Raw genomic sequence first — 22280 nt, 5'->3', positions numbered from 1 at the left:
CGCCATATGACTCTCATTCGTTCTGCGGCGATCGCTGAACAATCGGTCGTGCTGACGCAAAAGCGGTCGGCATCGGAGGCGCCGACGCATTCGGCTTTTGCCGATGCGATGGAGATATCGGCGCCGGTAATAACGGCGGCGCCGGAACTGCGGTTCACTTATGAGGAATTCCTGGAGCGCTATCAAGAAGAGTTGGCGGCGCTGCGTCAACAAGCGGTCGACGACGGGTTCGCCCAAGGTAAGAACGAAGGGCGCGAGCAGGGCGAAGCCGAGTTCGAAGCGCAATTGGAAAAGCTGGCGGCGTTGCTGGCCTCGGCGCGGGCATCGTTGGATGCCGGCATCGACGGTGTCACCGATATCGCCGTCGAGATCGTCTACGAAGCCGTGGTGAAGATCATCGGCGAGCGTATGACGCAGCGCGATGCGGTGGTCGCGACCGTGCGCGAAGTCATTCGGCATGCGAAAGAACGCAATCGGTTGGTGGCGCGCGTTGCCCCGTATGACCTCGCCTGGATTGAGATGGAGCGGTTGCGATTGATCGATGGTTTAAATACTGGCGACGTCGAGTTGGTCGCCGACGAACGCGTACAAATGGGCGGCTGCCTGCTGGAAACCCCGGCGGGCAATTTGGACGGCCGCTTGGAAATCCAACTGGAACAATTACGCGATGCGTTGCTGAACGCACGGCAGCGATAAATAACCATGCATAACAAACTTATTGCCGATGTGAAGTGTCCGCGCGCGCAACGCGAGGGTTGGAGCAAGGGTGTCGTCGAACTCCCGGCGCGTTTCTCCACGGGCGAAAAAGCGCAGCGGCGTACGCGTTTGCGACGCGGCCGTTCAACGCAGGTGCGGTGCGCCCAGCGTGCCGGTTTTAAAGGTGTGACGCGCACGGCGCGTCCGACGGCGAGATAGCGACGGTGGAACGACTCCTCACAGCGGTCAAGACGACCGACTTTGTCCGACGTACCGGCAAGGTCTCGCAATTCGTCGGCTCCGTGATCGAGTCGGTCGGGCCGGACGTGTTCGTCGGCGAGCTGTGCGAGATCCACTCGCGCGCCGTCGGCCGGCCGGTGTATGCCGAGGTTATGGGCTTGCGTGAAGGTCGAGTACTGATGACGCCGTACGAAGAGCCGCGCGGTATCAGTCTCGGCGCCGAAGTCGTCGCCACCGGCCGCTCCGTTTATATGCCGGTCGGCGGGCAGCTGCTCGGTCGCGTAATCGACGCGTTCGGTACGCCGCTCGATGGTCAACCGGCGCCGCTGTTCACCGAACGTTATCCGATTTATCCCGAGCCGATTAATCCGTTGCGGCGCACGCGCATCTCGCAAGTGCTCGAGACCGGCGTGCGCACGATCGATTCGTTGCTCACGGTCGGCCGCGGCCAGCGCGTCGGTATTTTCTCCGGTAGCGGCGTCGGCAAGAGCACCTTGCTCGGCATGATCGCCCGCAGCATGAACGCCGACGTCAACGTCATTGCCTTGGTCGGTGAACGCGGTCGCGAAGTGCGAGATTTTATCGAAGACATCCTCGGCCCGGAAGGTTTGGCGCGCTCGGTAGTAATCGTTGCCACCTCCGACCAGCCGGCGTTGGTGCGTATGCGTGCAGCGCTGGCGGCGACTACCATCGCCGAATATTTTCGCAACCGCGGCAAGGACGTGGTGCTGACGATGGATTCGATCACGCGCTTCGCCATGGCCAGCCGCGAGATCGGTCTGTCGATCGGCGAGCCGCCGACCGCGCGCGGTTATACGCCGTCGGTGTTCGCGGCGTTACCGCGGCTGCTCGAACGCGGCGGCGCTTGCGACGGCGGCGGTTCGATAACCGCGTTCTATACGATTTTGGTCGAAGGCGACGACATGAACGACCCGATCGCCGACGCCGTGCGGTCGATTCTCGACGGCCACATCGTGTTATCGCGTGCGCTCGCTAACCGCGGTCACTATCCGGCGATCGAAGTGCTCACCAGCATCAGCCGGTTGTTTCCGGATTTGGCGAACGCTGACGAGAAAGCGCTGGCGAAGCAAACGATCAAGCTGCTCAGTGTTTACTACAACTCGAAAGATTTGATCGACGTCGGTGCTTATCGCTCCGGGCTCAATCCGGAAGTCGATAAGGCGATCCGGCTGATGCCGGCATTGGAAAAGTTTTTGACGCAGGAGCCGTCGGCGCCGGTGGCACGGGCACAGGCGTACAACGATTTACGCGGTCTATTGACGGGGGAACAGTGAGATGACTAAACGTTTTCGTTACTCGCTCGATCCATTGTTGAAAAAGCGGCAAATGGATTGGTCCATCGTCAAAGTCGAAGAGGCGAACGCCAAGTCGGTCGTCGCCAAGAAAGAAAACGAGCTCAAAGGCATCGAGGGCGTTATCGACGAGACCGAAACGTTGCTGCGGCAGTCGGGCGAGCAGGGCGCGACTATCGATCGCGAACGGCAGCAGAGCATTTTGAACTACCTTGCGTTTCGGCATCAGGACCTGAACGAGAAGCGCAAGCAGCTCGAGCAGGCGAATAAGGTGCATCAGCAGATCAGCCGTAACCTCGGCACGATCCGGCAGGGCATCAAGGCGTTGGAGAAGCATCAGTCGAAGAAGTTGGGCGAGTACACCGACGAGAATATCCGACGCGAGCACAAGCAACTCGATGAACTTTGGTTAATCGCTCAGGGCGGAAGCGCCGCACTGGCGTCACTTATTAAAAACGGAGGAGATAAAAATGGCAGTTGAAAGCATAGGCACCGTTACCGACAGCTCGAAGTCGTTACAACAAGCGGGCTTGGGCCAAGAAGACTTTTTGAAAGTGCTGCTGACGCAGCTGTCGTTTCAAGATCCGCTCAAGCCGATGGACAACCAGGAATTCATTGCGCAAATGGCGCAGTTCACCAACCTGGAACTGACGCGCCAGCAGAACGACAACGTTAATTCGCTGTTGACGATCCAGTCGGCAACGCAGGCGATCGGCTTGATCGGCAAGACTGTCGAAGTCCAGACCAGCACCGGCTCGCAGGTCGGCAGCGTTACGACGATTAACTTCCAGCGCGGCTCGCCGTCGTTGACGGTGAAAACCGATGCCGGCGAATTCTTGACCGACGTCAGCTTGTCGCAAGTAGTTATCGTTCGCTAATCGAGGATCGAACATGCTCAGCTCCTTATATTCCGGTCTATCCGGACTGCTGGCCTTCTCCAAAGGCTTGGATACGCTCAGCAACAACATCTCCAACATGAACACGCCCGGCTTCAAATCGAGTGAACTGACGTTTCGCGATTTGTTTTATCGCTTCAGCGGTGGTCAGGACAATAAGGAACAGATGGGCCAAGGCGTCGACGCCAGCGGCAGCAGTATCAATTATCAGCAAGGTGAGCTGCGCGATACCGGCAATGAGCTTGATATCGCCATCGATGGCGCCGGCTTTTTTGTGCTGCGCAAAGACGGGCAGACGTTCTACACCCGCGCCGGTCAGTTCGAATTCGACGACGAAGGTTTTCTGATCGAACGCAGCAGTAAGGGTCGAGTGGCAGCTCTGCAAGACGGTCAGCTACAAGACATCAGCATTACCGATCGGCGGACGATTGCACCGCAGCCGACGGCTAAAATTAGCTTTAGCAACATACTCGCCTATGGTTCCAGCGGTTCGACGCCGGCAGCGCACACGATTTCCGACGTCGCCGTTGTCGATGGCGCCGGTAGTACTCACAAGCTCAAAATCATCTTCGCCGATAATGGCAGTGTCGCCGTCGGCGATATCAGTCTGCATAGTTGGAAGGTCGAGGTGCGCGACGAGAACGACGTCAAGATCGCCGAAGGTGAAATCCGCTACAACGGCTCCGGCACGCCGGCGGCGGGGTTCAACACCATGGAATTTTCCTATGCGCCGACCGGCGTCACGCCGACCACCGTGACATTGGACTTCGGTGCCGCTGACAGCATTTCCGGTAGCCGCAGTCTTTCCGGCGCCTCATCCGATCTCAAGGTCAGCAAGCAGGACGGCTTCGCCGTCGGTTCGGCGACTGAAATCAGCTTCAACGAAAGCGGTGCCTTGCAGGTTAAGTATTCCAACGGCGAAACCAAGACGTATGACAGTTTGGCGTTGGCGCAATTTCGCAATTTGCAGGGCCTAACCGAGCGCGGCAGTGGTTTGTTCGCCAACGAGTCGAATCAAGAGGTGATCTTGGATAACCCGTCGAACAACGGCATGGGTAAGACCCAGGCTAAGCGCATCGAGCTGTCGAACGTCGAGCTGACCGAACAGTTCACCGACATGGTGGTTATCCAACGCGGTTATCAAGCGAGCTCGCAGGTTGTCAGCGTTACCAACGAAATGATTCAGCAGTTGATGGAAATGCGTGGTCATCGTTAACCCGAAGGTAAAAGCAAATGTCGTTTAACCGTTTTTGGTTGATCAATGAGAGCGAGCGCCAGCTGTTGCGCGAGCAACTGACGCGGGCGCTGCAGCAATGGCGCCGTCAGTGGCTCGATGACACCGATGAGGCACAGATTTCGTTGCTGACCAATGTCGCCGAGTTGCCGGTCGCGGACTGTCGCTGGTTAACCGGCGCAACGTCGCTCGGATTGACGGTGGCCGTCGGCACGTTGCCTAACGCCGGCACTGGCTTAGGCCACGTGCTGTCCGGTTTGCGCGAGTTGGGCACGAACGCCGGCGAAATCGCCGAGGCACTGGAAACCGCTGTGCGGCGCGCGCTCATCGAAACGGTGCTGTTGGAAGCTGGTCACACACTCAACGATTCGACGTCGTGGCGCGATGGTGTCGACGACAAGTCGGTGTTGACGGACAGCCGTGGATACGTTGCGGCCAGTGTCGACATCGGTGATGGACTGTCGTGGGTGTTGCTGCTTTATCCGAAAACGACGCAGGCGTTAACCAGCACGTTGAAGGTGCGGCAGGTTCCGGCCGTGCTAACGCCGACCCGGCGTGCGATCGAGTCGCAGACCGCGGCGATCGAAGTCACCGCCGGCGACGCCGAACTGACGCTGCAGGAAATGGCGACGCTTGCCGTCGGCGACGTCATTCGGCTCGACCATAAGCTCGAAGATCCGTTGCCGGTGCTGTTCGGCGACGACGGTCGGCTGGTGGCCGGCCATTTAGGCACGGCCGGTGAACACAAGGCTATTCAACTGACACTTGCACACAAGTAAACGAGGTAATGCTTTCATGGCCGACCATTCAGAAAACACCGCGCGCCGAATCGAGCTGGCCGATCTACCGTCGGCAGCGCCGAAAGGGCGTACGTTGCTCGACGAGAATCACGAGCTGATCAAGAACATCAAAGTCCGACTGAGCGTTTCTATCGGCCGGGGCACGTTGACCGTTAAAGAGTTACTGAACCTCAAAGAAGGCTCGGTTGTGACGCTCGACCGGGGCACGCAGGAACCGGTCGACCTGCTGCTCGATGGCAAATTAGTTGCACGCGGCGAGTTAATCGCCGTGGGAGATAATTTCGGTGTGCGGATCTCAGAAGTCCTTGGTGGTTAATCTCGCCAGCGGTACGCGCGCGTTGTTGGCGGCGGTGTTGCTGCTGCTGGCGGTGCCGTGTTTGGCCGCGGCGACCAGCGAAACGCCGCCACCGCCAACGGCCGTCGAAAAGATTCCGTTTAAGCGGACGCAAGAATCGACCGGCGGCATCGCTTTCCGGTTAGCGGGCGGTTTGGTGATTACCGTGCTGATCGGTATCGGCGCGATTTATGCCATGAAACGCTATCTGCCGTCGGTCTACGGGCAGACGCACGCGCCCGGCGGCACTAGCCGCATTCAAGTCGTCGAAACACGTCGACTGACGCCGAAGACGACGTTGTATTTAGTCGAAGTCGACGGCGCACGACTGCTGTTGGCGCAAACCGGCGATTCGATCGCCACGTTGCATCAGCAGCCGCCGCCGGGGTCAGGCAATGAACGCGCCTAGTCGTTGGCGCGCTCGCGCCATTTTTTACTCGATGCTGTGCAGTGCCGGCGTGTTGCTGTTGTGGCACTCGGTGGCCGATGCCGCGTCGGTAAATTTGCCGGGTGTTGCCGTTACGTTCAACGATGCGAACGGGTCGCGCCAAGAAGTATCGTCGGCGTTGCAGATCATGGTGATGCTGACGGTGCTGAGTCTGGCGCCGGCGATTCTGGTGGTTATGACCGGTTTTACCCGCATCATTATCGTCCTATCGATGTTGCGGCATGCGTTCGGCATGCAGGAAACGCCGCCGAACACCGTGCTGGTCAGTCTGGCATTGTTCCTGACGCTGTTCACGATGTTGCCGACCATTAGCCAAGTAAACGAGCAGGCGTACGAACCGTATATGACCGGCAAGCTCAGCATGGAGAAGGCGGTCGACCGCGGCATGAAACCGATGCGCGAGTTCATGATTCGGCAGACGCGCGAGCAGGATTTGCAATTGATGCTCGAAGTCGCCAAGGCCGAGCCGCCGGAGACGATCGACGACGTAAAAACGCTGCACTTGATTCCAGCCTTCATGCTGAGCGAGTTGAAGACAGCGTTTCAGATCGGCTTCGTCATCTTTCTGCCGTTTCTATTGATCGACATTGTCGTGTCCAGCGTGTTGATGTCGATGGGCATGATGATGGTGCCGCCGATGATGATTTCCATGCCGCTCAAGATTCTGATGTTCGTATTGATCGACGGCTGGAATCTAGTGACACGGTCGCTGCTGTACAGCTTCCAATAATACGTCGAGGTTGCAATGGCAGGCTGTCTGGACACGGCCAGCGACGGTGGCGGTGACGAAGCGGCGGTGTTGTGGCGCCACTATGTGTCGGGCCGCGATCCGGTTGTGCGCCATCGACTCATCGAGCACTATTTGCCGACGGCGAAGGGCATCGCCGCCGCGCTTTTCGCCAAGCGCATCAACGACATCATCGATTTCCGCGACTACCTGCAATACGCCCGCATTGGTCTGATCGAGGCGATCGATCGCTTCGATCCCGACCTGCAAGTCGCGTTCCCAACGTTCGCCACGTATCGCATTCGCGGTGCGATTCTGAATGGGATTGAAATGGCATCGGAGCAAGCGGCGCAGTACGCCCAGCGCAAGCGAGCGATGCGCGAGCGCACGAAGTCGATGCGTGCAGCCAGCGACTCGTCCGATGATCCGTTCGCGACGATGGTCGATCTCGCGATCGGCCTGGCACTCGGTTACATGCTCGAGGAATCGGGAATCTGGCGACCCGACAGCGAGGACCAAGCGGCCGATCCTTATCGGTCGTTGGAGATGAAGCGCTTGCAGCAGCGCATGGGCGCCATCGTGCAAGCGCTACCGGAGCGCGAGCGCCAAATCGTGCTGTCGCATTATTTCGAGCATCTGGAATTTAGCGAGATTGCCGACAAGCTCGGCGTTTCGAAGGGCAGAGTATCGCAACTGCACGCGCGCGCCCTGAAGCTGGTGCGCGACGCGTTGCGCTCGATCGAAAGCTTGAACTTGCAGATGTAACGATTACGGGCGCGACAGATCGGCGAGTAATGCCGTGAACTGACGATCGAACTCGGGATCGGTCTCGACCGCTTCTTGAATCTTATCGAGCAGCGACGTGTACTGTTGATCGAGTTGCAGTTTGTCGCCGAATTCCCAGGCGAGTACCGATTCGAGGAAGACGCGTTTCGCTTGGTGCTGTCCTTCCGGACCGCTCATGTCGACGGCGCGAAGCCGATCTTGAATGCGCAGTCGAAGATCCGGTAGCGCCGACCGAGCTTGAGCGGCGTTGCCGAAGGTAGCGGAGGTGCTTTGTCCTGCCGTCGATCCGGCGCGCCGGGCGGAATCGGCAATTTGCTGGCGGAGCGTTTCCACCAAGCGGTTCAGTCGATTGATCGGTTCCATGCGAGTGGTGGGAAACGGCTAATCCTTGTCTTTGTCGTCGTCGCGGTTCTGGCGATAGGCCGACAACAGCACGTGCTTCGGCGCCGCCGCCGCTTTAGCGGGGGTTGCCGGTTTTGCCGAAGTGGAATTGGCTTGCAGCTGCTTGTCGATGTCGCGCAGTACCTGCCGCATATCATTATTAAGTGCGGCGTTGGCCTGGTTCAGTGCGATACCTTTATTAAGGTGTTTGGCGCATTCGTCGAACTCGTCGCGCACCAGGTGTAGCAGGCCGGTCTTGAACAGGTAGAGCGGATGCTCGGCGCCGAGGCTTTCGAGCGGCTTCCAGGCATTGGTCGCTTGCTCGACGCGACCGGAGGTCAGGTGCAGCAGGCCGAGCTGGAAACGGGCGGTATCGAGCTTCGGATCGAGCTCGACGGCGCGCGCCATCTCCTCGGCGGCGCGGTCGTACATGCCGATCTGCGCGTGTTCGGCGCCGAGCATGTAGTGCAGTTTGCCTTCGTTGGGGGCGACGCCAATGGCGCGCTTTAGGGCGGTGATCGCTTGCTCGTGATTGCCTTGGGCGCTCGCTTGTATGGCGAGATGCAGCAACTCGTCGGCGTCCAACGATTCCGGGGTTTTAGACATTTCGATACTCCACTTGGACACGAGGCCTGCTCATAAGCGGGGGGGATTCTAGGGCAGCGACTACCTCGGGTAAATCTCGCACTTGCGTCGACCTCGCTGTTGCTTGGGACTACTTGTTTAGGTGTAGAACATTTAGCCGGTGCCGGCCGACATTTTTTTGTGGATGAAAGGCAATTGCGATAAACAATTTTCCGACGCGCTGGATAATCTAACCGTACGCGATATCCCGTTGACCGGGAAATATTTTATTAACTAGAAGAACAATAACTTACAAGTTGTCGGTGAGAAGTTAGTAGAAGAGTGCCTTCACCTTGCGGGGAGACCGCAGATAGCGAATTACCGATCGATAGCGGCTTGTGCCGAACGACGCTGGCGGTTCTTCGGCGTCTTTTTTCGTTGGCTGATTTTGTGCCACGAAGTGTGTCTGCTTATTCCTGCGCCGCCGCCCGTGCTCGCGCAATGCGCTCGGTGGTAACAGGGTGGGTCGAGATAAACGACAAGCGGCGTTCGTCCTCATCCTCGCGATCTTCGGTCATTCGCTCCATCATCGTCGCGAACGCTTCCGGCGATAGGTTATGTTGCTTGAGCAGCTTAAATCCGAATTCATCCGCCTCGGCTTCGAATTCACGCGAGTACTTCGCTTGCGCCAGCATCACCGGAAAGCCGCTGACGGCGAGTGTTAACGACGAAGCATCGTTAGTGATGGCCGTGGCGATGGTGGCGGTGGCGGAATCTTGCAATAGATGCCGCATGGCATGCCGGCGCTCAACGTGGCCGATTTCATGAGCGAGTACAGCTAATACTTCGTCCGGCGATTCGCTGAGTTCGATCAGCTCATCGGTGACGACGATGGTGCCACCGGGAAAGGCGAAGGCATTGGCACCGATGGCGGGGGCGTTGCGAAATTCCAGGTGGTAGTGCGCCGCCTGCGGCAAACCGGCCGACAGCTCGGCGAAGCCTTTGTTGATCTCTTCCTGCACGTCGGCGTCGACCTCGGACTCCTCGAACATCTCGTTATCGTCGAGCCAGGCCACCGCCTGCTCGCCGATTTTTTTCTCGTACTCGATCGGAATCTTTGCCGCCAACTGTTCCGCCGCCACCGGCAAACCGTAAATGTAACCGACCGTCAAACCGAAAATCGTCACGGCCAAGCAAACCAGCGCCACCCACCAGCGCTGTTCGAGCCAGGCCGCTAGGCCTTCCGATTTCACTTCCTGTGGGAGTCGATCCAGTAACGGATGATCGTTGCACTGCAATTGCGTGCCGTCGGGTAGGGCGATGAAGCGAGCGGTTCTGCCGGTACGCGGCGACACGCGCAATTCGTTGGTCATATAAGACTGCGCGATCTCGGCGCCGATCAGCTTTATCGTATTGCCGGACCAAATGAGCGTTACCGCGGCAGCGATGGGCGCGCGGCCGTCGTAAAAGTTGCCCTTCAGCAGATTGGGCGGCGTCGCGGCGGTTTTCATATCGACATATCGAAATCGAAGATTTCGCCGACCTCGGCGCCGGCGGCGGCGACCGCAGTGGCGCCGTTGCCTTCGAACATGTGCAGCTCGCCGTCGATCGTGAGCGTGAATTGCGTTACGCGGTACTTGAGCATACGGATCGTCGCCCACGGGATCAGCAGGCCGGCCGAGGCGAGAATGGCGACGGCATTGCTGGCGTAGAGCCAGATGAGCTCGCGGGCGCGCAGGCGCGAGCCAAAATGGATCGGCCCGAGCGTCGTATGGTTCCAGACCAGATTGCTGATGCGTGCTTGCGTGAAGGCATACATGATGACGTACGAGCCGTAACCGACGAGAGTGGTTGCCACTACCGCCGTCGATTTGCTCGGACCGGTTACGGCGAAAATGACGACCGATAGCGCGGTGATCAATACGCCGACGACTAAGCCACCGATGAAATAGGTTTTGAAGAATTGCGTGCCGGTGGCGGAAAATTCACCGTTGATACCGCCGTAGCCCATATGCTGGATCATGAAACCCTTCAGGTATTTCTGCCACCACGAAAATCCGAAACCCAATGTGATGATGGTAAATACCAGCCCGCCATATAACACTTTAACGGCGCCCCAATAGCTGCCGTTAAAATGGAAGGTCATGTTGCGGAATGCCGAGTAGCGCGCATTGAAGGCAGCGGCGCGGACCACAACCCATGGTGCCAGCACCAATGCGCCGATGAATACGATTGGAATCAAGGCGGCGACGAAATGCGTGGCGGTATACCATGCGCCGAACAGCACGGCGGCGATGATCCGACCTTTGAGGATGGGCAACGGTTGACCGAGGTATTGAAACGGCGTGTCGTCGAGTAGGGTGTGCGAATAGAAGTAGCGTTTCTTACGGACTTTGGCCCAGGCCGAATAAATGCCGAGCGTGAACAGCGTTAGACAGATATTGGTGATCCAGATACGGAAGTAGTCTTTGGTCGAACCGATAAATCGCAGCGACAGCGCGCGCGGGGCATAGGCAGAAGGTCGGGAAACCGCAGCCGTGGCCCCCATCGGATTCGAATTCATAAGTCTCAGTTTAAACGAGGAATTGTCAGGCGGACATGTCAAACTGCGTCATCGGCGCGCCTTTTCTGCGAGGCAAATCGCGCAGCGGTTATGCTAAGTAACAGAAGCTAATGACAAACAAGGACTAATGGATTTTTTACCGATTTTTATCAATCTTCGTGGCCGCTCGTGTCTGTTGGTGGGCGGCGGTGAAGTCGCGGGCCGGAAGGCGCGACTCTTATTAGAAGCGGGTGCCCGCTTGACGGTGGTTGCGCCCAAGCTCGGGCCGACGCTGACCCGCTACGTCGCCGACGGCAACATTGAGCACCAGCCGGGGCTGTTTATCGAGTCTCAGCTCGATGGTTGCACGCTGGTATTTGCCGCGACCGACGACGGTGCGGTCAACCGCCAGGTGCATGCGGCGGCATTGGCGCGCCGCATTCCGGTGAACGTGGTCGATCGTCCGGACCTGTGCACTTTCATCATGCCGTCGATCGTCGATCGCTCGCCGGTGGTGGCGGCGGTTTCTACCAGCGGATCTGCACCCGTGTTGGCGCGACTGATTCGCGCGCGTCTCGAAACCCTGATCCCGAGCGGCTATGGACGGCTCGGTAAGTTAGTTGCCGATTTTCGCCAACGGGTCAAACAGCAGATCAAACATCCGGCGCAGCGGCGTCGCTTCTGGGAAGTCGTACTGGATGGTCCGATCGCCGAGCAGGTGCTGTCGGGTCGTGAGTCGGCGGCACGTGCCGCACTCGAACATGCGCTCGAACATATCGACGGCGACGCAAAACCGCAGGGTGCGGTTTATCTCGTCGGCGCTGGTCCCGGCGATCCCGACTTGCTGACGTTCCGTGCACTGCGGCTCATGCAGCAAGCGGATGTCGTTGTCTACGACCGGCTAGTCTCGCGTGAGGTTTTGAATTTGGTGCGGCGCGAGGCCGAGCTGATATATGCCGGCAAAGAACGCGACAAGCACACGCTGCCACAAGAAGACATCAATCACTTATTAGTTCGATTGGCCAAGGCCGGTAAGCGGGTGGTGCGGTTGAAGGGCGGCGATCCTTTTATCTTCGGTCGCGGTGGCGAAGAGATCGACACGTTGGCCGCCGCCGGTGTGTTGTTCGAGGTCGTGCCGGGCATCACCGCTGCCGTCGGTTGCGCCGCCTACGCCGGGATTCCGTTGACGCATCGCGATTATGCGCATTCGGTAATTTTCGCCACCGGCCATCTCAAAGATGGGAGCCTCAGCCTCAACTGGGAGTCGCTGATACAGCCACAGCAGACGCTGGTGTTTTACATGGGACTGCATGGTGTGCGACCGATTTGCCGCGAGCTCATCGCGCGTGGGCTCAGCGATTCGACGCCGGCGGCGCTCGTGCAACAAGGTACGACACAACAGCAGCGCGTACTCACCGGCACGCTCGCGTCGTTACCGGACATCGTCGACAGCGGCGATGTCAAACCGCCGACACTGATCATCATCGGCGAGGTCGTACGTTTACGCGAGAAGTTGCACTGGTTCGAGTCGCCCCAGTGATAAACATAAGGGTTCCCCTCTCCCCTTGCGGGGGAGGGGAAGGGGGAGAGGGGTGATAATACGCCCCCTCTCTCCGGTCCTCTCTCCCGCAAGGGGAGAGAGGAACCCGTCGGATGTCGTTTGCTACCGTTAATTTCTCAAAGTACTCATCAGATACAGCCAGTAGGTTTCGGCAGGCCGGCGTAACGGCAAGCCTGCTTCGCCGGGCCGCTGGGGAAGAGTTGGTAGAGGTAACGACTGTTGCCTTTGTCAGGCCCGAGTTTCTGACCGATGGTTTTTACCAGCACACGTACCGCCGGTGCGATTTTGTATTCGTCGTAGTAGGCGCGTAGAAAATTAATCACTTCCCAGTGCGCCGACGTCAGCTCACAACCATCGGCTTGCGCCATCAGTCGGGCGACGTCTTCATTCCAATCGCTGCGATGACGCAAAAACCCTTCCTTGTCGGTCTCGAGCGTTTTGCCGTTGAAGCTAAGCGGCATAGCTCAAAGCCAGGACTGCACGGCGCTGTGCTGCGTCACCAGGTCGACGAAGCCGCCGTAGTCGATCAGTGTAATGCCGTCGATCAATCGTCCCTGTAACCCACGCGCCTCGATGTCGGCACGCAGCGCATAAATGGTGTAATCGCCGAGCGCCGCTTTAATCGTTGGCGTGAACATCGTGTCGCTGACGGCGGCATAAACGCCGTCTTCGATCAGCAGAATACTAGCGCCTCTCTGGGCATAACGCAGACACGACGCCAGCGTATTTCGTTCGAACGGTGATTTGTTGACGGTGTGCAACAGCATCAGAAGCTCAGCACCACGTCTTGCGCTTCCATCAACGCGGCGAGCTGATCGCGCGTCATTACGTCGACGGAAACGACCAAGTCATCGGTATTCAATCCGCGCGCCTGCAACGACTCGCGATCTACATAAATCTTGTCGATCTCATAATCGTGCAGCGCCCGGTAGGTCGGTGAAAAATTCTTCAAGTCAGTGTTGCGCGTGTCTTGTTGCTTCAACAGTTGATACACGCCGTCGTCGATGAAGGCAACGCTCACCTGCTGATCGAACGCTGCCGTGATCAATAGGACTTCGAGCGATTCGAGCGCGTGGATCGTGCCGTGCGGCGCACGCCGATTGACGAATAGAAACCGCTTCTTCATGGGGTTGTTATTTAGTGACCGAAGACGACGAGCCGATCGGCCAGGATGCCGGCCTCGACCAGCTGGCCTAAGCCGGAGATGCGGAATCCCGGGGCGATGTTGTGCGCGTCTTTGTCATGACGCCGCATCTCGCTTTCATCAAGCAGTCCGCGTCGTTGCGCCGCGGCGACGCACAGTACGAGGTCGAGTTGGTATTGTGTCGCAAGATTCGACCAGCGTTCCTGCACTTGGCGCTCGTCCTGCGGCGGTACACTCAAACGCGAGCCGTTATGCACGCCGTCGTGATAGAAGAACACGCGCACAATCTCGTGGCCCTTGGCGAGTGCGGCTTCGGTGAACTTGAACGCGGTGTCGGCGGCCTGGTGTGTGTACGGCGCGCCGTTGATCAATACGGCCAGCTTCATTTTTTCTTCAAATCCAGCGCGGCGGAATTGATGCAGTAGCGCATGCCGGTCGGCTCCGGCCCGTCGGGGAATACATGACCCAGGTGCGCGCCGCACTGACTACAGTGAACTTCCACGCGCCGCATGGCGAAGCTCGTATCTTGCGACTCGCCGACGTTCTGCCGATCCAGCGGCTGATAAAAACTCGGCCAGCCGGTACCGGAATCAAATTTTGTGTCGGCGCTGAACAGCTCGACACCGCAACAAACGCAGTGATACACGCCGTCGTCGTGGCAGTCCCAATAGATGCCCGAGAACGCGCGCTCGGTTCCGCACTCGCGCGTGACGCTGTACTGCTCGGGCGTCAATTGGGTTTGCCACTCGGCGTCAGATTTGGTGACTTTAAGGTTCATCGATAAGCTCCCGGGTTATAAACGGGCAGGGTAGTGTAGCCAATTGTTCGGCCGCCATTAATCCTTTATCGAAGGCCGCTGTTATCATTAGACCTCGCACTTCCGTGCGTTCAATCGAGCCTAAATTAAGCGGCGGACCACAAGCGGAGGTTGTGACTGGCGGGATACCCACCCTTATTATCCGTAAATGGTTCGGGAGTCCTCACAGGTTTCATGTAGAATCGCTTGAAATTAAACAGCTAAATTTTCGGATTTATCGTGGAAGATTTAAACCCGCTATACCAAAAACTGAAGGACTTGCAGCACCGCTCCCAGGTTTTAAGGGGGTATCTTTGACCTCGAAACCAAGCAACGTCGGTTAACCGAGATTTGCGCCGAACTGGAACGGCCCGACATCTGGACCAATCCTGCGCTGGCGCAAACGCTCGGCAAGGAACGGGCGCAACTGGAAAAAGAAGTCGGAACGCTCCAGCGGCTGGCGATTGAGCTGGTGGAGGCTCATGAGCTGTTGGATTTGGCGCAAGCCGAAACCGACGCCGCCGTCGCCGCGGCGGTCGCGAGTGATTTGGCGCAGCTCGAAAAACAGCTCGCCGACCTCGAGTTCGCCCGCATGTTCGCCGGCGAGATGGATGCTCATAACGCTTTCATGGACATCCAGGCCGGTGCCGGTGGCACCGAGGCCCAGGATTGGGCCAACATGTTGTTGCGCATGTACCTCATGTGGGGCGAGAAGCGCGGCTTCAAGACCGAGATTCTCGAAGTGTCCGAAGGCGAAGTCGCCGGCATCAAGAGCGCTACCGTGCGCTTCATCGGTGAATACGCCTACGGCTGGCTGCGGACCGAGTCGGGGGTGCACCGGTTGGTGCGCAAGTCACCGTTCGATTCCGGTAACCGCCGTCATACCTCGTTCGCGTCGGTGTTCATTTATCCGGAAGTCGACGACGATATCGACATCGAAATAAATCCGGCGGATCTGCGTGTCGATACTTATCGCGCCAGTGGCGCCGGTGGCCAGCACGTCAATCGTACCGATTCCGCGATTCGTATTACGCACGTGCCGACCAACCTCGTCGTCCAGTGCCAAAGCGATCGTTCGCAGCATCGCAACCGCGCCGAGGCCATGCGTATGCTGAAGGCCAAGTTGTTTGAACTGGAAATGCAGAAACGCAACGCCGAGAAGCAAAAGATCGAATCGTCCAAGACCGACGTCGAGTGGGGTCATCAGATCCGCTCGTACGTGCTCGACCAGTCGCGCGTGAAAGACCTGCGCACCGGCGTCGAGTCGGGCCGGCCGGACGCCGTGTTGAACGGCGATCTCGATCCGTTCATCGAGGCCAGTCTCAAGAGCGGTACGGCATAATCCTTTTTACTAAGAAATTTATCGACGACAAATCATGTCTGACAACGCTGACGACAACGAGCAAATCCTTACGCGCCGCGCCAAACTGGCAGAACTGAGACGGCAGGGCAACGCCTTCCCCAACGACTTCCGGCGCAACGTTGTCGCCGGCGCGCTGCAGACCGAGTATGGCGAGAAGGATGCGGCGGCGCTGGAATCGATCCCGGTACGCGTCAAGATCGCCGGTCGCGTCATGACCCGGCGGATCATGGGCAAGGCAAGCTTCTGCCACCTGCAGGACATGTCCGGTCAGATCCAGCTGTACGTGCAGCGCGACGCGCTCGGCGACAGCTACGAGGCGTTCAAGAAGTGGGACATCGGCGACATCATCGGCGCCGAAGGCGTGCTGTTCAAAACCAAGACCGGCGAATTGTCGATCAAGGTCGACGTCATTCGTTTATTGACTAAAGCGTTGCGGCCGCTGCCGGAAAAATTTCACGGACTGGTGGATCAAGAATCGCGCTATCGCCAGCGCTATCTCGATCTCATCATGAACGACGCGGCGCGCCGCACGTTCCGCATTCGCACGGCGATCGTCGCCCAGATCCGGCAGTTTCTGAACGACCGCGGTTTCCTCGAAGTCGAAACACCGATGATGCAAACGATCCCGGGCGGCGCGACGGCGCGGCCGTTCGTGACGCATCACAATGCGCTCGACATGCAACTGTTTCTGCGCATCGCCCCGGAGCTTTACCTGAAGCGCTTGGTCGTCGGCGGTTTTGAAAAGGTCTATGAGATCAACCGCAACTTCCGCAACGAAGGTCTGTCGACGCGTCACAACCCCGAGTTCACCATGCTCGAGTTTTATCAGGCGTACGCCGATTATCAGGACCTGATGAACCTCACCGAAGAGATGCTGCGGCGGTTAGCGCAGCAGGTGCTCGGCACGACGACACTTCATTGCCAAGGCGAGACCTACGATTTCGCCGCGCCGTTTCGGCGCATGACGATCCGCGAAGCGGTGCTGCATTTCAATCCCGAGCTCACCGCCGATGCCATCGACTCGCTCGAACGCGTACGCGCGACCGCGGCGCGCTTCGGCATCGAGGTGAAGCCGTCGTACGGTGTCGGCAAAATTCAATACGCGCTGTTCGAGAAGACCGCCGAACATCAATTAAAGGACCCGACGTTCATCACGCAATTCCCGACCGAGGTATCGCCGCTTGCGCGCCGCAGCGATCACGATCCGGCAGTGACCGATCGCTTTGAGCTCTTCATCGGCGGACGCGAGATTGCCAACGGCTTTTCCGAGCTCAACGACGCCGACGACCAAGCCGAGCGCTTCCGCCAGCAAGTCCAGGCGAAGGACGCCGGCGACGAAGAGGCGATGCACTTCGACGCCGATTACATTCGTGCGCTCGAGCACGGCATGCCGCCGACGGCAGGTGAGGGCATTGGCATCGATCGGTTGGTGATGTTGTTCACCGATTCGCCGTCGATACGCGACGTATTGCTATTCCCACATATGCGGCCCGAGGTTTGACGCAACTCCCGCTCGCCATTTGTCTGTTCGGTCCAACCGCCTCGGGCAAAACCGCGTGCGCTATCGCGTTGCGCGAGGTTTTACCGGTCGAGATCGTCAGCGTCGATTCGTCGCAGGTGTATCGTGGCATGGATATCGGTACGGCCAAGCCGACCGCCGACGAGCAAGCGCGCGCACCGCATCGATTGATCGACATTCGCGATCCGGCCGAGAGTTATTCGGCGGCCGACTTTTGCGACGATGCACGGCGCGAGATGCGCGCTATTACCGCTGCCGGCAAGATTCCGCTATTGGTCGGTGGTACGATGTTCTACTTCCGCGCGCTGGAGTACGGACTGTCCGAATTGCCGCCGGCCACACCTGAAGTTCGGCGCCAGTTGCATGAAGATGCAACCCGCCTGGGTTGGCCGGCAATGCATGCGCGCCTCGCTATGATCGACCCGGTGCGTGCCAACCAGCTCAAGCCGAACGACGCGCAACGTATTCAGCGGGCGCTCGAAATCCATGCGGTGACCGGTCGCCGGTCTAGCGAGTTGGTGGGCACTACTCACGGCGCGGGCTCTGAATTCCGTTTTTACAAAATCGGCTTATGGCCCAGTGAGCGCGCGGTTTTGCATGAGCGGATCGCAGCGCGTTTCGAAAAAATGTTGGAACGCGGACTGATCAGCGAGGTCGAACTCCTGTATCGACGGGGCGATCTGGATCTCACGCAACCATCGATGCGAACGGTGGGCTATCGACAGATATGGAATTACTTGACGGGGTTGGTTGACTATAATGAAATGGTCGAGCAAGCGATCGCCGCAACCCGTCAATTAGCAAAGCGTCAGTTAACATGGTTGCGCTCTTACACAGACGTACAACGCGTAGATTGCAGTGGCGACTTGCCGACGCGAGCAGTTGTGGAGATCGCACAGCGTGTCTCGTCGAGACAAGGAAGTCAGATATAATTGGTTATGGACTCCGGAATGGTCCAGCCACAACTAAAAGCCGAAAGGCGACGATGATAAAAACAGGAGCACTTTGATGAGCCAGCAAAAAGGGCAAGCTTTGCAAGACCCTTTCCTTAATACTTTGCGCAAAGAACACGTTCCAGTATCGATCTTTCTGGTAAACGGGATCAAGTTGCAAGGGCAAATCGAGTCATTCGATCAATTCGTCGTGCTGCTAAAGAACTCTGTTAGTCAGATGATTTATAAGCACGCCATTTCCACGGTGGTCCCCAACCGCCCGGTTAAAGTCCATTTTGAAGGCGCTGAAGCCTCCGATCCCAAAGGCCCCGGAAACGAATAGTCCCCCGGCTTCGCAGCGCTCCTCGCGTCGACAACGCGAGCGAGCGTTGCTTGTCCACGTCCGCTTTCCGAATCGTAAAGATGAGGAGGAGGTCGAGGAGCTGCGTCGGTTGGCCGAGTCGGCCGGCGCGGACGTTTGCGGCGTCATTCTTGGCGCGCGTGAGCGGCCTGACGCTGCCAGTTACATCGGCAAGGGTAAGGCTGAAGAAGTGCGCGACGCCGCCGCCCGCGAATGTGCTGATGTGGTCGTCGTCAATCATGAGTTGTCGCCGGCGCAGGAACGCAACTTGGAAAAAGTGGTGGCCTGCCGCGTGGTCGATCGCACAGGGTTGATTCTCGACATCTTTGCGCAACGCGCGCGCTCGCACGAAGGTAAGCTGCAAGTAGAGTTGGCTCAGCTCGAACATCTGGCAAGTCGCTTGGTGCGAGGCTGGACGCACTTGGAGCGGCAGAAGGGCGGTATCGGTTTGCGTGGCCCGGGTGAAACGCAGCTTGAAGTCGATCGGCGTTTGATTCGCGATCGTATAAAAAAGCTCAACCAACGCCTGGAACAGGTAGCGACACAGCGCCGCAGCCGCCGTCGCGCACGGCACAAAGTGCCGATTCCGACGGTATCGATGGTCGGTTACACCAATGCCGGCAAATCCTCGTTGTTCAATCGACTGACCGGCGCCGGCGTATATGCCGCCGACCAACTGTTCGCGACGCTCGATCCGACCATGCGGCGGTTGGAGCTTCCTGGCAATACACCGGTGATCGTGGCAGATACCGTCGGCTTTATCAGTGCGTTACCGCATTCTCTCGTTGAAGCTTTCAAGTCGACGCTGGAAGAGGTCGCGCAAGCAGATTTGTTGTTGCATGTCATCGATAGTAACAATCCGGAAAGGCAGCAACACATCGAGCAGGTGGATGAAGTGCTGCGCGAAATCGGCGCCGAAGAGGTTCCGCAAATCCACGTCTACAACAAAATCGACTTGACTGGGTTGTCACCGCGGATAGACCGTGATGCTAGTGGTCGAGTCAACAAGGTATGGGTGTCGGCAACGACGGGCGATGGTGTTGCACTTTTAATCGATGCGGTAGCGGACCATTATCGTCGTCAGCGCCATGTGTTAACCCTTGAGTTGCCGGCAATAGCCGGTCGATTGCGCGCCGCTATCCATGAGCGGTTCGACGTGGCGCGCGAGACGCCGCTTGAGTCCGGCGGCTGGTCGATGGAGCTTGCGCTCGATCTCGCGCAGATGGCTTGGTTACAGCAACAAACCGATTTTCACAGCGAGTATTTAGTGGCCGATTCCCCGACAATTCTTGCTCCCACCGGCAGCCTCTCCTAGAATGCGGCCTTTGCCGTTAACGGCCAGCGATTAATTGTAGGAGCAACACCTCGTGGCGTGGAATGTTCCGGGTGGGTCCGGCGATAAAGATCCTTGGGGTCAGCGTAAGCGGACCAATGCCAGCAGCTCCGATCTTGATCGGATGGTCAGCAATATCCAGCAAAAACTTGCGGGTTTGTTTGGCGCCAACGGTAATGGCCGCGGTTTCGGCATTGGGTTGGTCGTGGCAATTGCTATCGGTTTGTGGCTAGCTAGCGGGTATTACGTCATACAAGAAGGTGAGCGCGGCGTCGAGTTGCGCTTCGGCCGGCAGGTCGCTGTTACCGAAAGAGGGTTGAGCTGGCACTGGCCGTTCCCGATTGAAAGTGTGGAAAAGGTCGACATCGGCAATGTCCAGCAGATGGCGATCGGTTACCGTACCAACGAACGCACCGGCACTAAATCCAAAGAAGCAAGAGAAGCGTTGATGTTGACCGGCGATGAAAACATCGTCGACGTCGAATTCAACGTCCAGTATCAAATCAAAGATCCCGCCGCTTATCTTTTTAATGTGCAAGAGCCCGAAGCAACGTTGCGGCAAGCAACCGAATCCGCGGTGCGGGAAGTCATCGGTCGCAGCAAACTAGACTTCGTATTGACCGAAGGGCGCCAGGAGATCGACACGAGCGCGCGTGAGTTACTGCAAAAAATCATCGATCGCTATCACCTCGGGGTAACGATCGTTGCCGTCAATATGTTGCCGGCACAGCCGCCGAACGAAGTGCGGGCGGCGTTCGATGACGTCAATAAAGCACGCGAAGATTTAGAACGGCAGAAGAACGAAGCCGAAGGTTATGCGAACGACGTTATTCCACGAGCGCGCGGCGCTGCGGCGCGCGTCGAGCAAGAAGCCGAGGCCTACAAGACCGCGTCGATTGCGCACGCCGAAGGCGATGCCCACCGGTTCAATCAGGTCGTCAAAGAATATTTGCGGGCGCCGGCGGTGACGCGTGAGCGTTTATATATCGAAACCATGGAGCAAGTGTTATCGAACACGACCAAGGTTTTCGTCGACCAAAAGAACGGCAACAACTTGTTGTACTTACCGCTCGACAAATTAATACCGCCGCACGAAACCGCCGCGGCGACCAATCCGACGCCGCCAATGTCCGACTTGGACAGCTTGGCGCCGCCACGCGAGCCGTTAGGCCGCGGCCGTACCGACACACGGCGTCGTAGTGGCGCCGGTAGCGGAGGTCAACCATGAGTCAGGGTAAAATTTTGGCGTTGGTCGCCTTGCTGTTGGTAATTACATTGACCGCCGCGTCGGCGATATATACGGTCGACGAACGGCAGCGGGTGATCGTCGTGCGTCTGGGCCAAGTGTTGCGCCATGACGATGTGCCCGGCTTGCACTTCAAAATGCCGTTTCTCGATAAGACGCGTTATTTCGATTCGCGCATCTTGACGCTCGATTTCGATCCGCAGCAGGTTTTGACGATCGAGAAGAAGTACGTGTTGGTCGACTCGTTCGTCAAATGGCGTATCGTCGATCCGCTCAAATTTTACGTAACGGCGGAAGGGTCGGAAGCCGGCGCGCGGTCGCGGTTGCGGCCGATTATGGAGAGCGGATTGATCGACGAGTTCGGTAAACGCACCTTGCAGGGGGCGGTTTCCGCCGATCGGTCCGGCATCATGGAAGATCTGCGGCAGAAGGCGGATAAAGCCGCGCGTGACCTTGGACTCGAAGTGGTCGATGTGCGCGTACAGCGGGTCGATCTTCCCGAGAAGGTGAGCGTCTCGGTTTACGAACGCATGCGCGCCGAGCGCGCCCGCATCGCCTTCGAATATCGAGCGAAGGGTGCGGAGGAGGCTGAGAAAATTCGCGCCGATGCCGAGCGCCAGCGCGAGGTACTGTTGGCCGATGCCTATCGAAACGCAGAAACGATGCGTGGCGAGGGCGAGGGCCGTGCTACCACGATATATGCCGATGCCTACGGACGGTCACCGGAATTCTTTTCGCTTTATCGCAGCCTGAATGCCTACAAGGAAAGTTTTAGAAAGAAGGACGATGTGTTGATCGTCGACCCCAGCTCAGACTTCTTCCGCTACATGAAGAAGCCAACGCGATAGTTCGACTCTAAGGCGATTCCGTTCGAATGTTGCACGATCTCGCAGTTGCATTGGCATTGGTGCTGGTGCTTGAAGGGCTGCTGCCGTTCGCCAGCCCGCCGATGTTGCGGCAGGCGCTCGACGCCATGAGCCAGCTGACGGATTCCCAGTTGCGCCTAATGGGTTTTGTGAGCATGCTGCTCGGTGTGCTATTGCTGTTCCTCGTCAACCCTTAAC

At 58.2% G+C, this 22280-nt stretch carries 29 protein-coding genes; 20 read left to right on the top strand and 9 right to left on the bottom strand.

The window, feature by feature from the left end; all coding sequences use genetic code 11:
- Positions 1–6: 6 nt before the first annotated feature.
- The 11 genes from HY308_18595 to HY308_18545 are packed head-to-tail and all read left to right on the top strand — an operon-like array spanning position 7 to position 7453.
- Positions 7–696: a hypothetical protein gene (locus tag HY308_18595; GenBank protein MBI3900278.1), complete on the top strand. Its 690-nt coding sequence runs from the start codon at positions 7–9 to the stop codon at positions 694–696.
- 6 nt (positions 697–702) lie between these two features.
- Positions 703–915 (top strand): hypothetical protein, encoded by a 213-nt coding sequence (locus tag HY308_18590; GenBank protein MBI3900277.1) that lies wholly within the window; start codon positions 703–705, stop codon positions 913–915.
- 5 nt (positions 916–920) lie between these two features.
- Positions 921–2231 carry a FliI/YscN family ATPase gene (locus HY308_18585; GenBank protein ID MBI3900276.1) on the top strand — a complete coding sequence of 437 codons (1311 nt, stop codon included), beginning with the start codon at positions 921–923 and terminating at the stop codon, positions 2229–2231.
- 1 nt (position 2232) lies between these two features.
- Complete coding sequence (locus HY308_18580; protein MBI3900275.1) at positions 2233–2730, top strand: hypothetical protein; 498 nt, start codon at positions 2233–2235, stop codon at positions 2728–2730.
- On the top strand, positions 2720–3127 hold the full coding sequence (locus HY308_18575; GenBank protein MBI3900274.1) for a flagellar hook capping protein: 408 nt from the start codon (positions 2720–2722) through the stop codon (positions 3125–3127). Before HY308_18580 ends, HY308_18575 begins: the two co-directional genes overlap by 11 nt.
- Positions 3128–3140: 13 nt before the next feature.
- The gene (gene flgF / locus HY308_18570) at positions 3141–4361 is read left to right on the top strand and encodes a flagellar basal-body rod protein FlgF (GenBank protein ID MBI3900273.1); all 1221 of its coding nucleotides are present in this window, start codon (positions 3141–3143) and stop codon (positions 4359–4361) included.
- Between the two features lie 17 nt (positions 4362–4378).
- Positions 4379–5158, top strand: a complete 780-nt coding sequence (locus tag HY308_18565; protein MBI3900272.1) for a FliM/FliN family flagellar motor switch protein — start codon at positions 4379–4381, stop codon at positions 5156–5158.
- A gap of 16 nt (positions 5159–5174) precedes the next feature.
- Positions 5175–5495, top strand: a complete 321-nt coding sequence (gene fliN, locus HY308_18560) for a flagellar motor switch protein FliN (protein MBI3900271.1) — start codon at positions 5175–5177, stop codon at positions 5493–5495.
- The gene (locus HY308_18555) at positions 5464–5922 is read left to right on the top strand and encodes a flagellar biosynthetic protein FliO (GenBank protein ID MBI3900270.1); all 459 of its coding nucleotides are present in this window, start codon (positions 5464–5466) and stop codon (positions 5920–5922) included. Before fliN ends, HY308_18555 begins: the two co-directional genes overlap by 32 nt.
- The gene (gene fliP / locus HY308_18550) at positions 5909–6691 is read left to right on the top strand and encodes a flagellar type III secretion system pore protein FliP (protein MBI3900269.1); all 783 of its coding nucleotides are present in this window, start codon (positions 5909–5911) and stop codon (positions 6689–6691) included. Before HY308_18555 ends, fliP begins: the two co-directional genes overlap by 14 nt.
- A 15-nt stretch (positions 6692–6706) precedes the next feature.
- Entirely contained in the window at positions 6707–7453 is a 747-nt protein-coding gene (locus HY308_18545; protein MBI3900268.1) for a sigma-70 family RNA polymerase sigma factor, read from the top strand.
- A 3-nt stretch (positions 7454–7456) separates the two neighbouring features.
- Here HY308_18545 and HY308_18540 read toward each other — a convergent pair whose 3' ends face one another.
- The 4 genes from HY308_18540 to HY308_18525 form a co-directional block, all read right to left on the bottom strand.
- Positions 7457–7837, bottom strand: coding sequence for a hypothetical protein (locus HY308_18540; protein MBI3900267.1), 381 nt, complete (start codon positions 7835–7837; stop codon positions 7457–7459).
- A gap of 18 nt (positions 7838–7855) precedes the next feature.
- On the bottom strand, positions 7856–8461 hold the full coding sequence (locus HY308_18535) for a tetratricopeptide repeat protein (protein ID MBI3900266.1): 606 nt from the start codon (positions 8459–8461) through the stop codon (positions 7856–7858).
- Positions 8462–8889: 428 nt separating this feature from the next.
- Positions 8890–9930: a M48 family metallopeptidase gene (locus HY308_18530; GenBank protein ID MBI3900265.1), complete on the bottom strand. Its 1041-nt coding sequence runs from the start codon at positions 9928–9930 to the stop codon at positions 8890–8892.
- Complete coding sequence (locus tag HY308_18525; GenBank protein MBI3900264.1) at positions 9927–10982, bottom strand: DUF898 domain-containing protein; 1056 nt, start codon at positions 10980–10982, stop codon at positions 9927–9929. Before HY308_18525 ends, HY308_18530 begins: the two co-directional genes overlap by 4 nt.
- Before the next feature lie 127 nt (positions 10983–11109).
- Between HY308_18525 and cobA the strand changes: the two genes are divergently transcribed.
- Positions 11110–12501, top strand: a complete 1392-nt coding sequence (gene cobA, locus HY308_18520; protein MBI3900263.1) for a uroporphyrinogen-III C-methyltransferase — start codon at positions 11110–11112, stop codon at positions 12499–12501.
- A 149-nt stretch (positions 12502–12650) separates the two neighbouring features.
- Here the strand turns inward: cobA and HY308_18515 are convergent, their stop codons facing one another.
- The 5 genes from HY308_18515 to msrB are packed head-to-tail and all read right to left on the bottom strand — an operon-like array spanning position 12651 to position 14444.
- Positions 12651–12983, bottom strand: coding sequence for a TusE/DsrC/DsvC family sulfur relay protein (locus HY308_18515; GenBank protein MBI3900262.1), 333 nt, complete (start codon positions 12981–12983; stop codon positions 12651–12653).
- 3 nt (positions 12984–12986) lie between these two features.
- Positions 12987–13292, bottom strand: coding sequence for a sulfurtransferase complex subunit TusB (dsrH, locus tag HY308_18510; GenBank protein ID MBI3900261.1), 306 nt, complete (start codon positions 13290–13292; stop codon positions 12987–12989).
- The gene (gene tusC, locus HY308_18505) at positions 13289–13648 is read right to left on the bottom strand and encodes a sulfurtransferase complex subunit TusC (GenBank protein ID MBI3900260.1); all 360 of its coding nucleotides are present in this window, start codon (positions 13646–13648) and stop codon (positions 13289–13291) included. Before tusC ends, dsrH begins: the two co-directional genes overlap by 4 nt.
- Before the next feature lie 11 nt (positions 13649–13659).
- Positions 13660–14052 carry a sulfurtransferase complex subunit TusD gene (tusD, locus tag HY308_18500; protein MBI3900259.1) on the bottom strand — a complete coding sequence of 131 codons (393 nt, stop codon included), beginning with the start codon at positions 14050–14052 and terminating at the stop codon, positions 13660–13662.
- Positions 14049–14444 carry a peptide-methionine (R)-S-oxide reductase MsrB gene (gene msrB / locus HY308_18495; GenBank protein ID MBI3900258.1) on the bottom strand — a complete coding sequence of 132 codons (396 nt, stop codon included), beginning with the start codon at positions 14442–14444 and terminating at the stop codon, positions 14049–14051. The genes tusD and msrB overlap by 4 nt, the downstream gene beginning before the upstream one ends.
- Before the next feature lie 258 nt (positions 14445–14702).
- Here msrB and prfB point away from each other — a divergent pair.
- From prfB to HY308_18455, 8 genes are all read left to right on the top strand, one after another.
- A protein-coding gene (prfB, locus tag HY308_18490) for a peptide chain release factor 2 (protein MBI3900257.1) occupies positions 14703–15804 on the top strand; the annotation gives its coding sequence in 2 pieces (ribosomal slippage) (positions 14703–14777 and positions 14779–15804; 1101 coding nt in all).
- A gap of 34 nt (positions 15805–15838) precedes the next feature.
- Positions 15839–17326: a lysine--tRNA ligase gene (gene lysS, locus HY308_18485; GenBank protein MBI3900256.1), complete on the top strand. Its 1488-nt coding sequence runs from the start codon at positions 15839–15841 to the stop codon at positions 17324–17326.
- The gene (gene miaA / locus HY308_18480; protein ID MBI3900255.1) at positions 17323–18276 is read left to right on the top strand and encodes a tRNA (adenosine(37)-N6)-dimethylallyltransferase MiaA; all 954 of its coding nucleotides are present in this window, start codon (positions 17323–17325) and stop codon (positions 18274–18276) included. Before lysS ends, miaA begins: the two co-directional genes overlap by 4 nt.
- Before the next feature lie 76 nt (positions 18277–18352).
- The gene (gene hfq / locus HY308_18475; protein MBI3900254.1) at positions 18353–18619 is read left to right on the top strand and encodes an RNA chaperone Hfq; all 267 of its coding nucleotides are present in this window, start codon (positions 18353–18355) and stop codon (positions 18617–18619) included.
- Entirely contained in the window at positions 18594–19952 is a 1359-nt protein-coding gene (gene hflX, locus HY308_18470; protein MBI3900253.1) for a GTPase HflX, read from the top strand. The genes hfq and hflX overlap by 26 nt, the downstream gene beginning before the upstream one ends.
- Positions 19953–20004: 52 nt before the next feature.
- On the top strand, positions 20005–21198 hold the full coding sequence (hflK, locus tag HY308_18465; protein ID MBI3900252.1) for an FtsH protease activity modulator HflK: 1194 nt from the start codon (positions 20005–20007) through the stop codon (positions 21196–21198).
- On the top strand, positions 21195–22064 hold the full coding sequence (hflC, locus tag HY308_18460; protein ID MBI3900251.1) for a protease modulator HflC: 870 nt from the start codon (positions 21195–21197) through the stop codon (positions 22062–22064). Before hflK ends, hflC begins: the two co-directional genes overlap by 4 nt.
- Positions 22065–22090: 26 nt before the next feature.
- Complete coding sequence (locus HY308_18455) at positions 22091–22279, top strand: DUF2065 domain-containing protein (GenBank protein MBI3900250.1); 189 nt, start codon at positions 22091–22093, stop codon at positions 22277–22279.
- The last annotated feature ends 1 nt before the right edge of the window (position 22280 follow it).

It is taken from the genome of Gammaproteobacteria bacterium (assembly GCA_016199745.1).
Lineage (GTDB): Bacteria > Pseudomonadota > Gammaproteobacteria > Acidiferrobacterales > Sulfurifustaceae > JACQFZ01.
This window is presented reverse-complemented; position numbering and strand designations above follow the sequence as displayed.

Bases quoted from the DNA above. Each gene is read 5' to 3' on its own strand.
- HY308_18595 (MBI3900278.1), top strand. From the start codon at position 7: ATGACTCTCATTCGTTCTGCGGCGATCGCTGAACAATCGGTCGTGCTG.
- HY308_18590 (MBI3900277.1), top strand. From the start codon at position 703: ATGCATAACAAACTTATTGCCGATGTGAAGTGTCCGCGCGCGCAACGC.
- HY308_18580 (MBI3900275.1), top strand. From the start codon at position 2,233: ATGACTAAACGTTTTCGTTACTCGCTCGATCCATTGTTGAAAAAGCGG.
- HY308_18575 (MBI3900274.1), top strand. From the start codon at position 2,720: ATGGCAGTTGAAAGCATAGGCACCGTTACCGACAGCTCGAAGTCGTTA.
- flgF (MBI3900273.1), top strand. From the start codon at position 3,141: ATGCTCAGCTCCTTATATTCCGGTCTATCCGGACTGCTGGCCTTCTCC.
- HY308_18565 (MBI3900272.1), top strand. From the start codon at position 4,379: ATGTCGTTTAACCGTTTTTGGTTGATCAATGAGAGCGAGCGCCAGCTG.
- fliN (MBI3900271.1), top strand. From the start codon at position 5,175: ATGGCCGACCATTCAGAAAACACCGCGCGCCGAATCGAGCTGGCCGAT.
- fliP (MBI3900269.1), top strand. From the start codon at position 5,909: ATGAACGCGCCTAGTCGTTGGCGCGCTCGCGCCATTTTTTACTCGATG.
- HY308_18545 (MBI3900268.1), top strand. From the start codon at position 6,707: ATGGCAGGCTGTCTGGACACGGCCAGCGACGGTGGCGGTGACGAAGCG.
- HY308_18540 (MBI3900267.1), bottom strand. From the start codon at position 7,837: ATGGAACCGATCAATCGACTGAACCGCTTGGTGGAAACGCTCCGCCAG.
- HY308_18535 (MBI3900266.1), bottom strand. From the start codon at position 8,461: ATGTCTAAAACCCCGGAATCGTTGGACGCCGACGAGTTGCTGCATCTC.
- HY308_18530 (MBI3900265.1), bottom strand. From the start codon at position 9,930: ATGAAAACCGCCGCGACGCCGCCCAATCTGCTGAAGGGCAACTTTTAC.
- HY308_18525 (MBI3900264.1), bottom strand. From the start codon at position 10,982: ATGAATTCGAATCCGATGGGGGCCACGGCTGCGGTTTCCCGACCTTCT.
- cobA (MBI3900263.1), top strand. From the start codon at position 11,110: ATGGATTTTTTACCGATTTTTATCAATCTTCGTGGCCGCTCGTGTCTG.
- HY308_18515 (MBI3900262.1), bottom strand. From the start codon at position 12,983: ATGCCGCTTAGCTTCAACGGCAAAACGCTCGAGACCGACAAGGAAGGG.
- tusC (MBI3900260.1), bottom strand. From the start codon at position 13,648: ATGAAGAAGCGGTTTCTATTCGTCAATCGGCGTGCGCCGCACGGCACG.
- tusD (MBI3900259.1), bottom strand. From the start codon at position 14,052: ATGAAGCTGGCCGTATTGATCAACGGCGCGCCGTACACACACCAGGCC.
- msrB (MBI3900258.1), bottom strand. From the start codon at position 14,444: ATGAACCTTAAAGTCACCAAATCTGACGCCGAGTGGCAAACCCAATTG.
- lysS (MBI3900256.1), top strand. From the start codon at position 15,839: ATGTCTGACAACGCTGACGACAACGAGCAAATCCTTACGCGCCGCGCC.
- hfq (MBI3900254.1), top strand. From the start codon at position 18,353: ATGAGCCAGCAAAAAGGGCAAGCTTTGCAAGACCCTTTCCTTAATACT.
- hflC (MBI3900251.1), top strand. From the start codon at position 21,195: ATGAGTCAGGGTAAAATTTTGGCGTTGGTCGCCTTGCTGTTGGTAATT.
- HY308_18455 (MBI3900250.1), top strand. From the start codon at position 22,091: ATGTTGCACGATCTCGCAGTTGCATTGGCATTGGTGCTGGTGCTTGAA.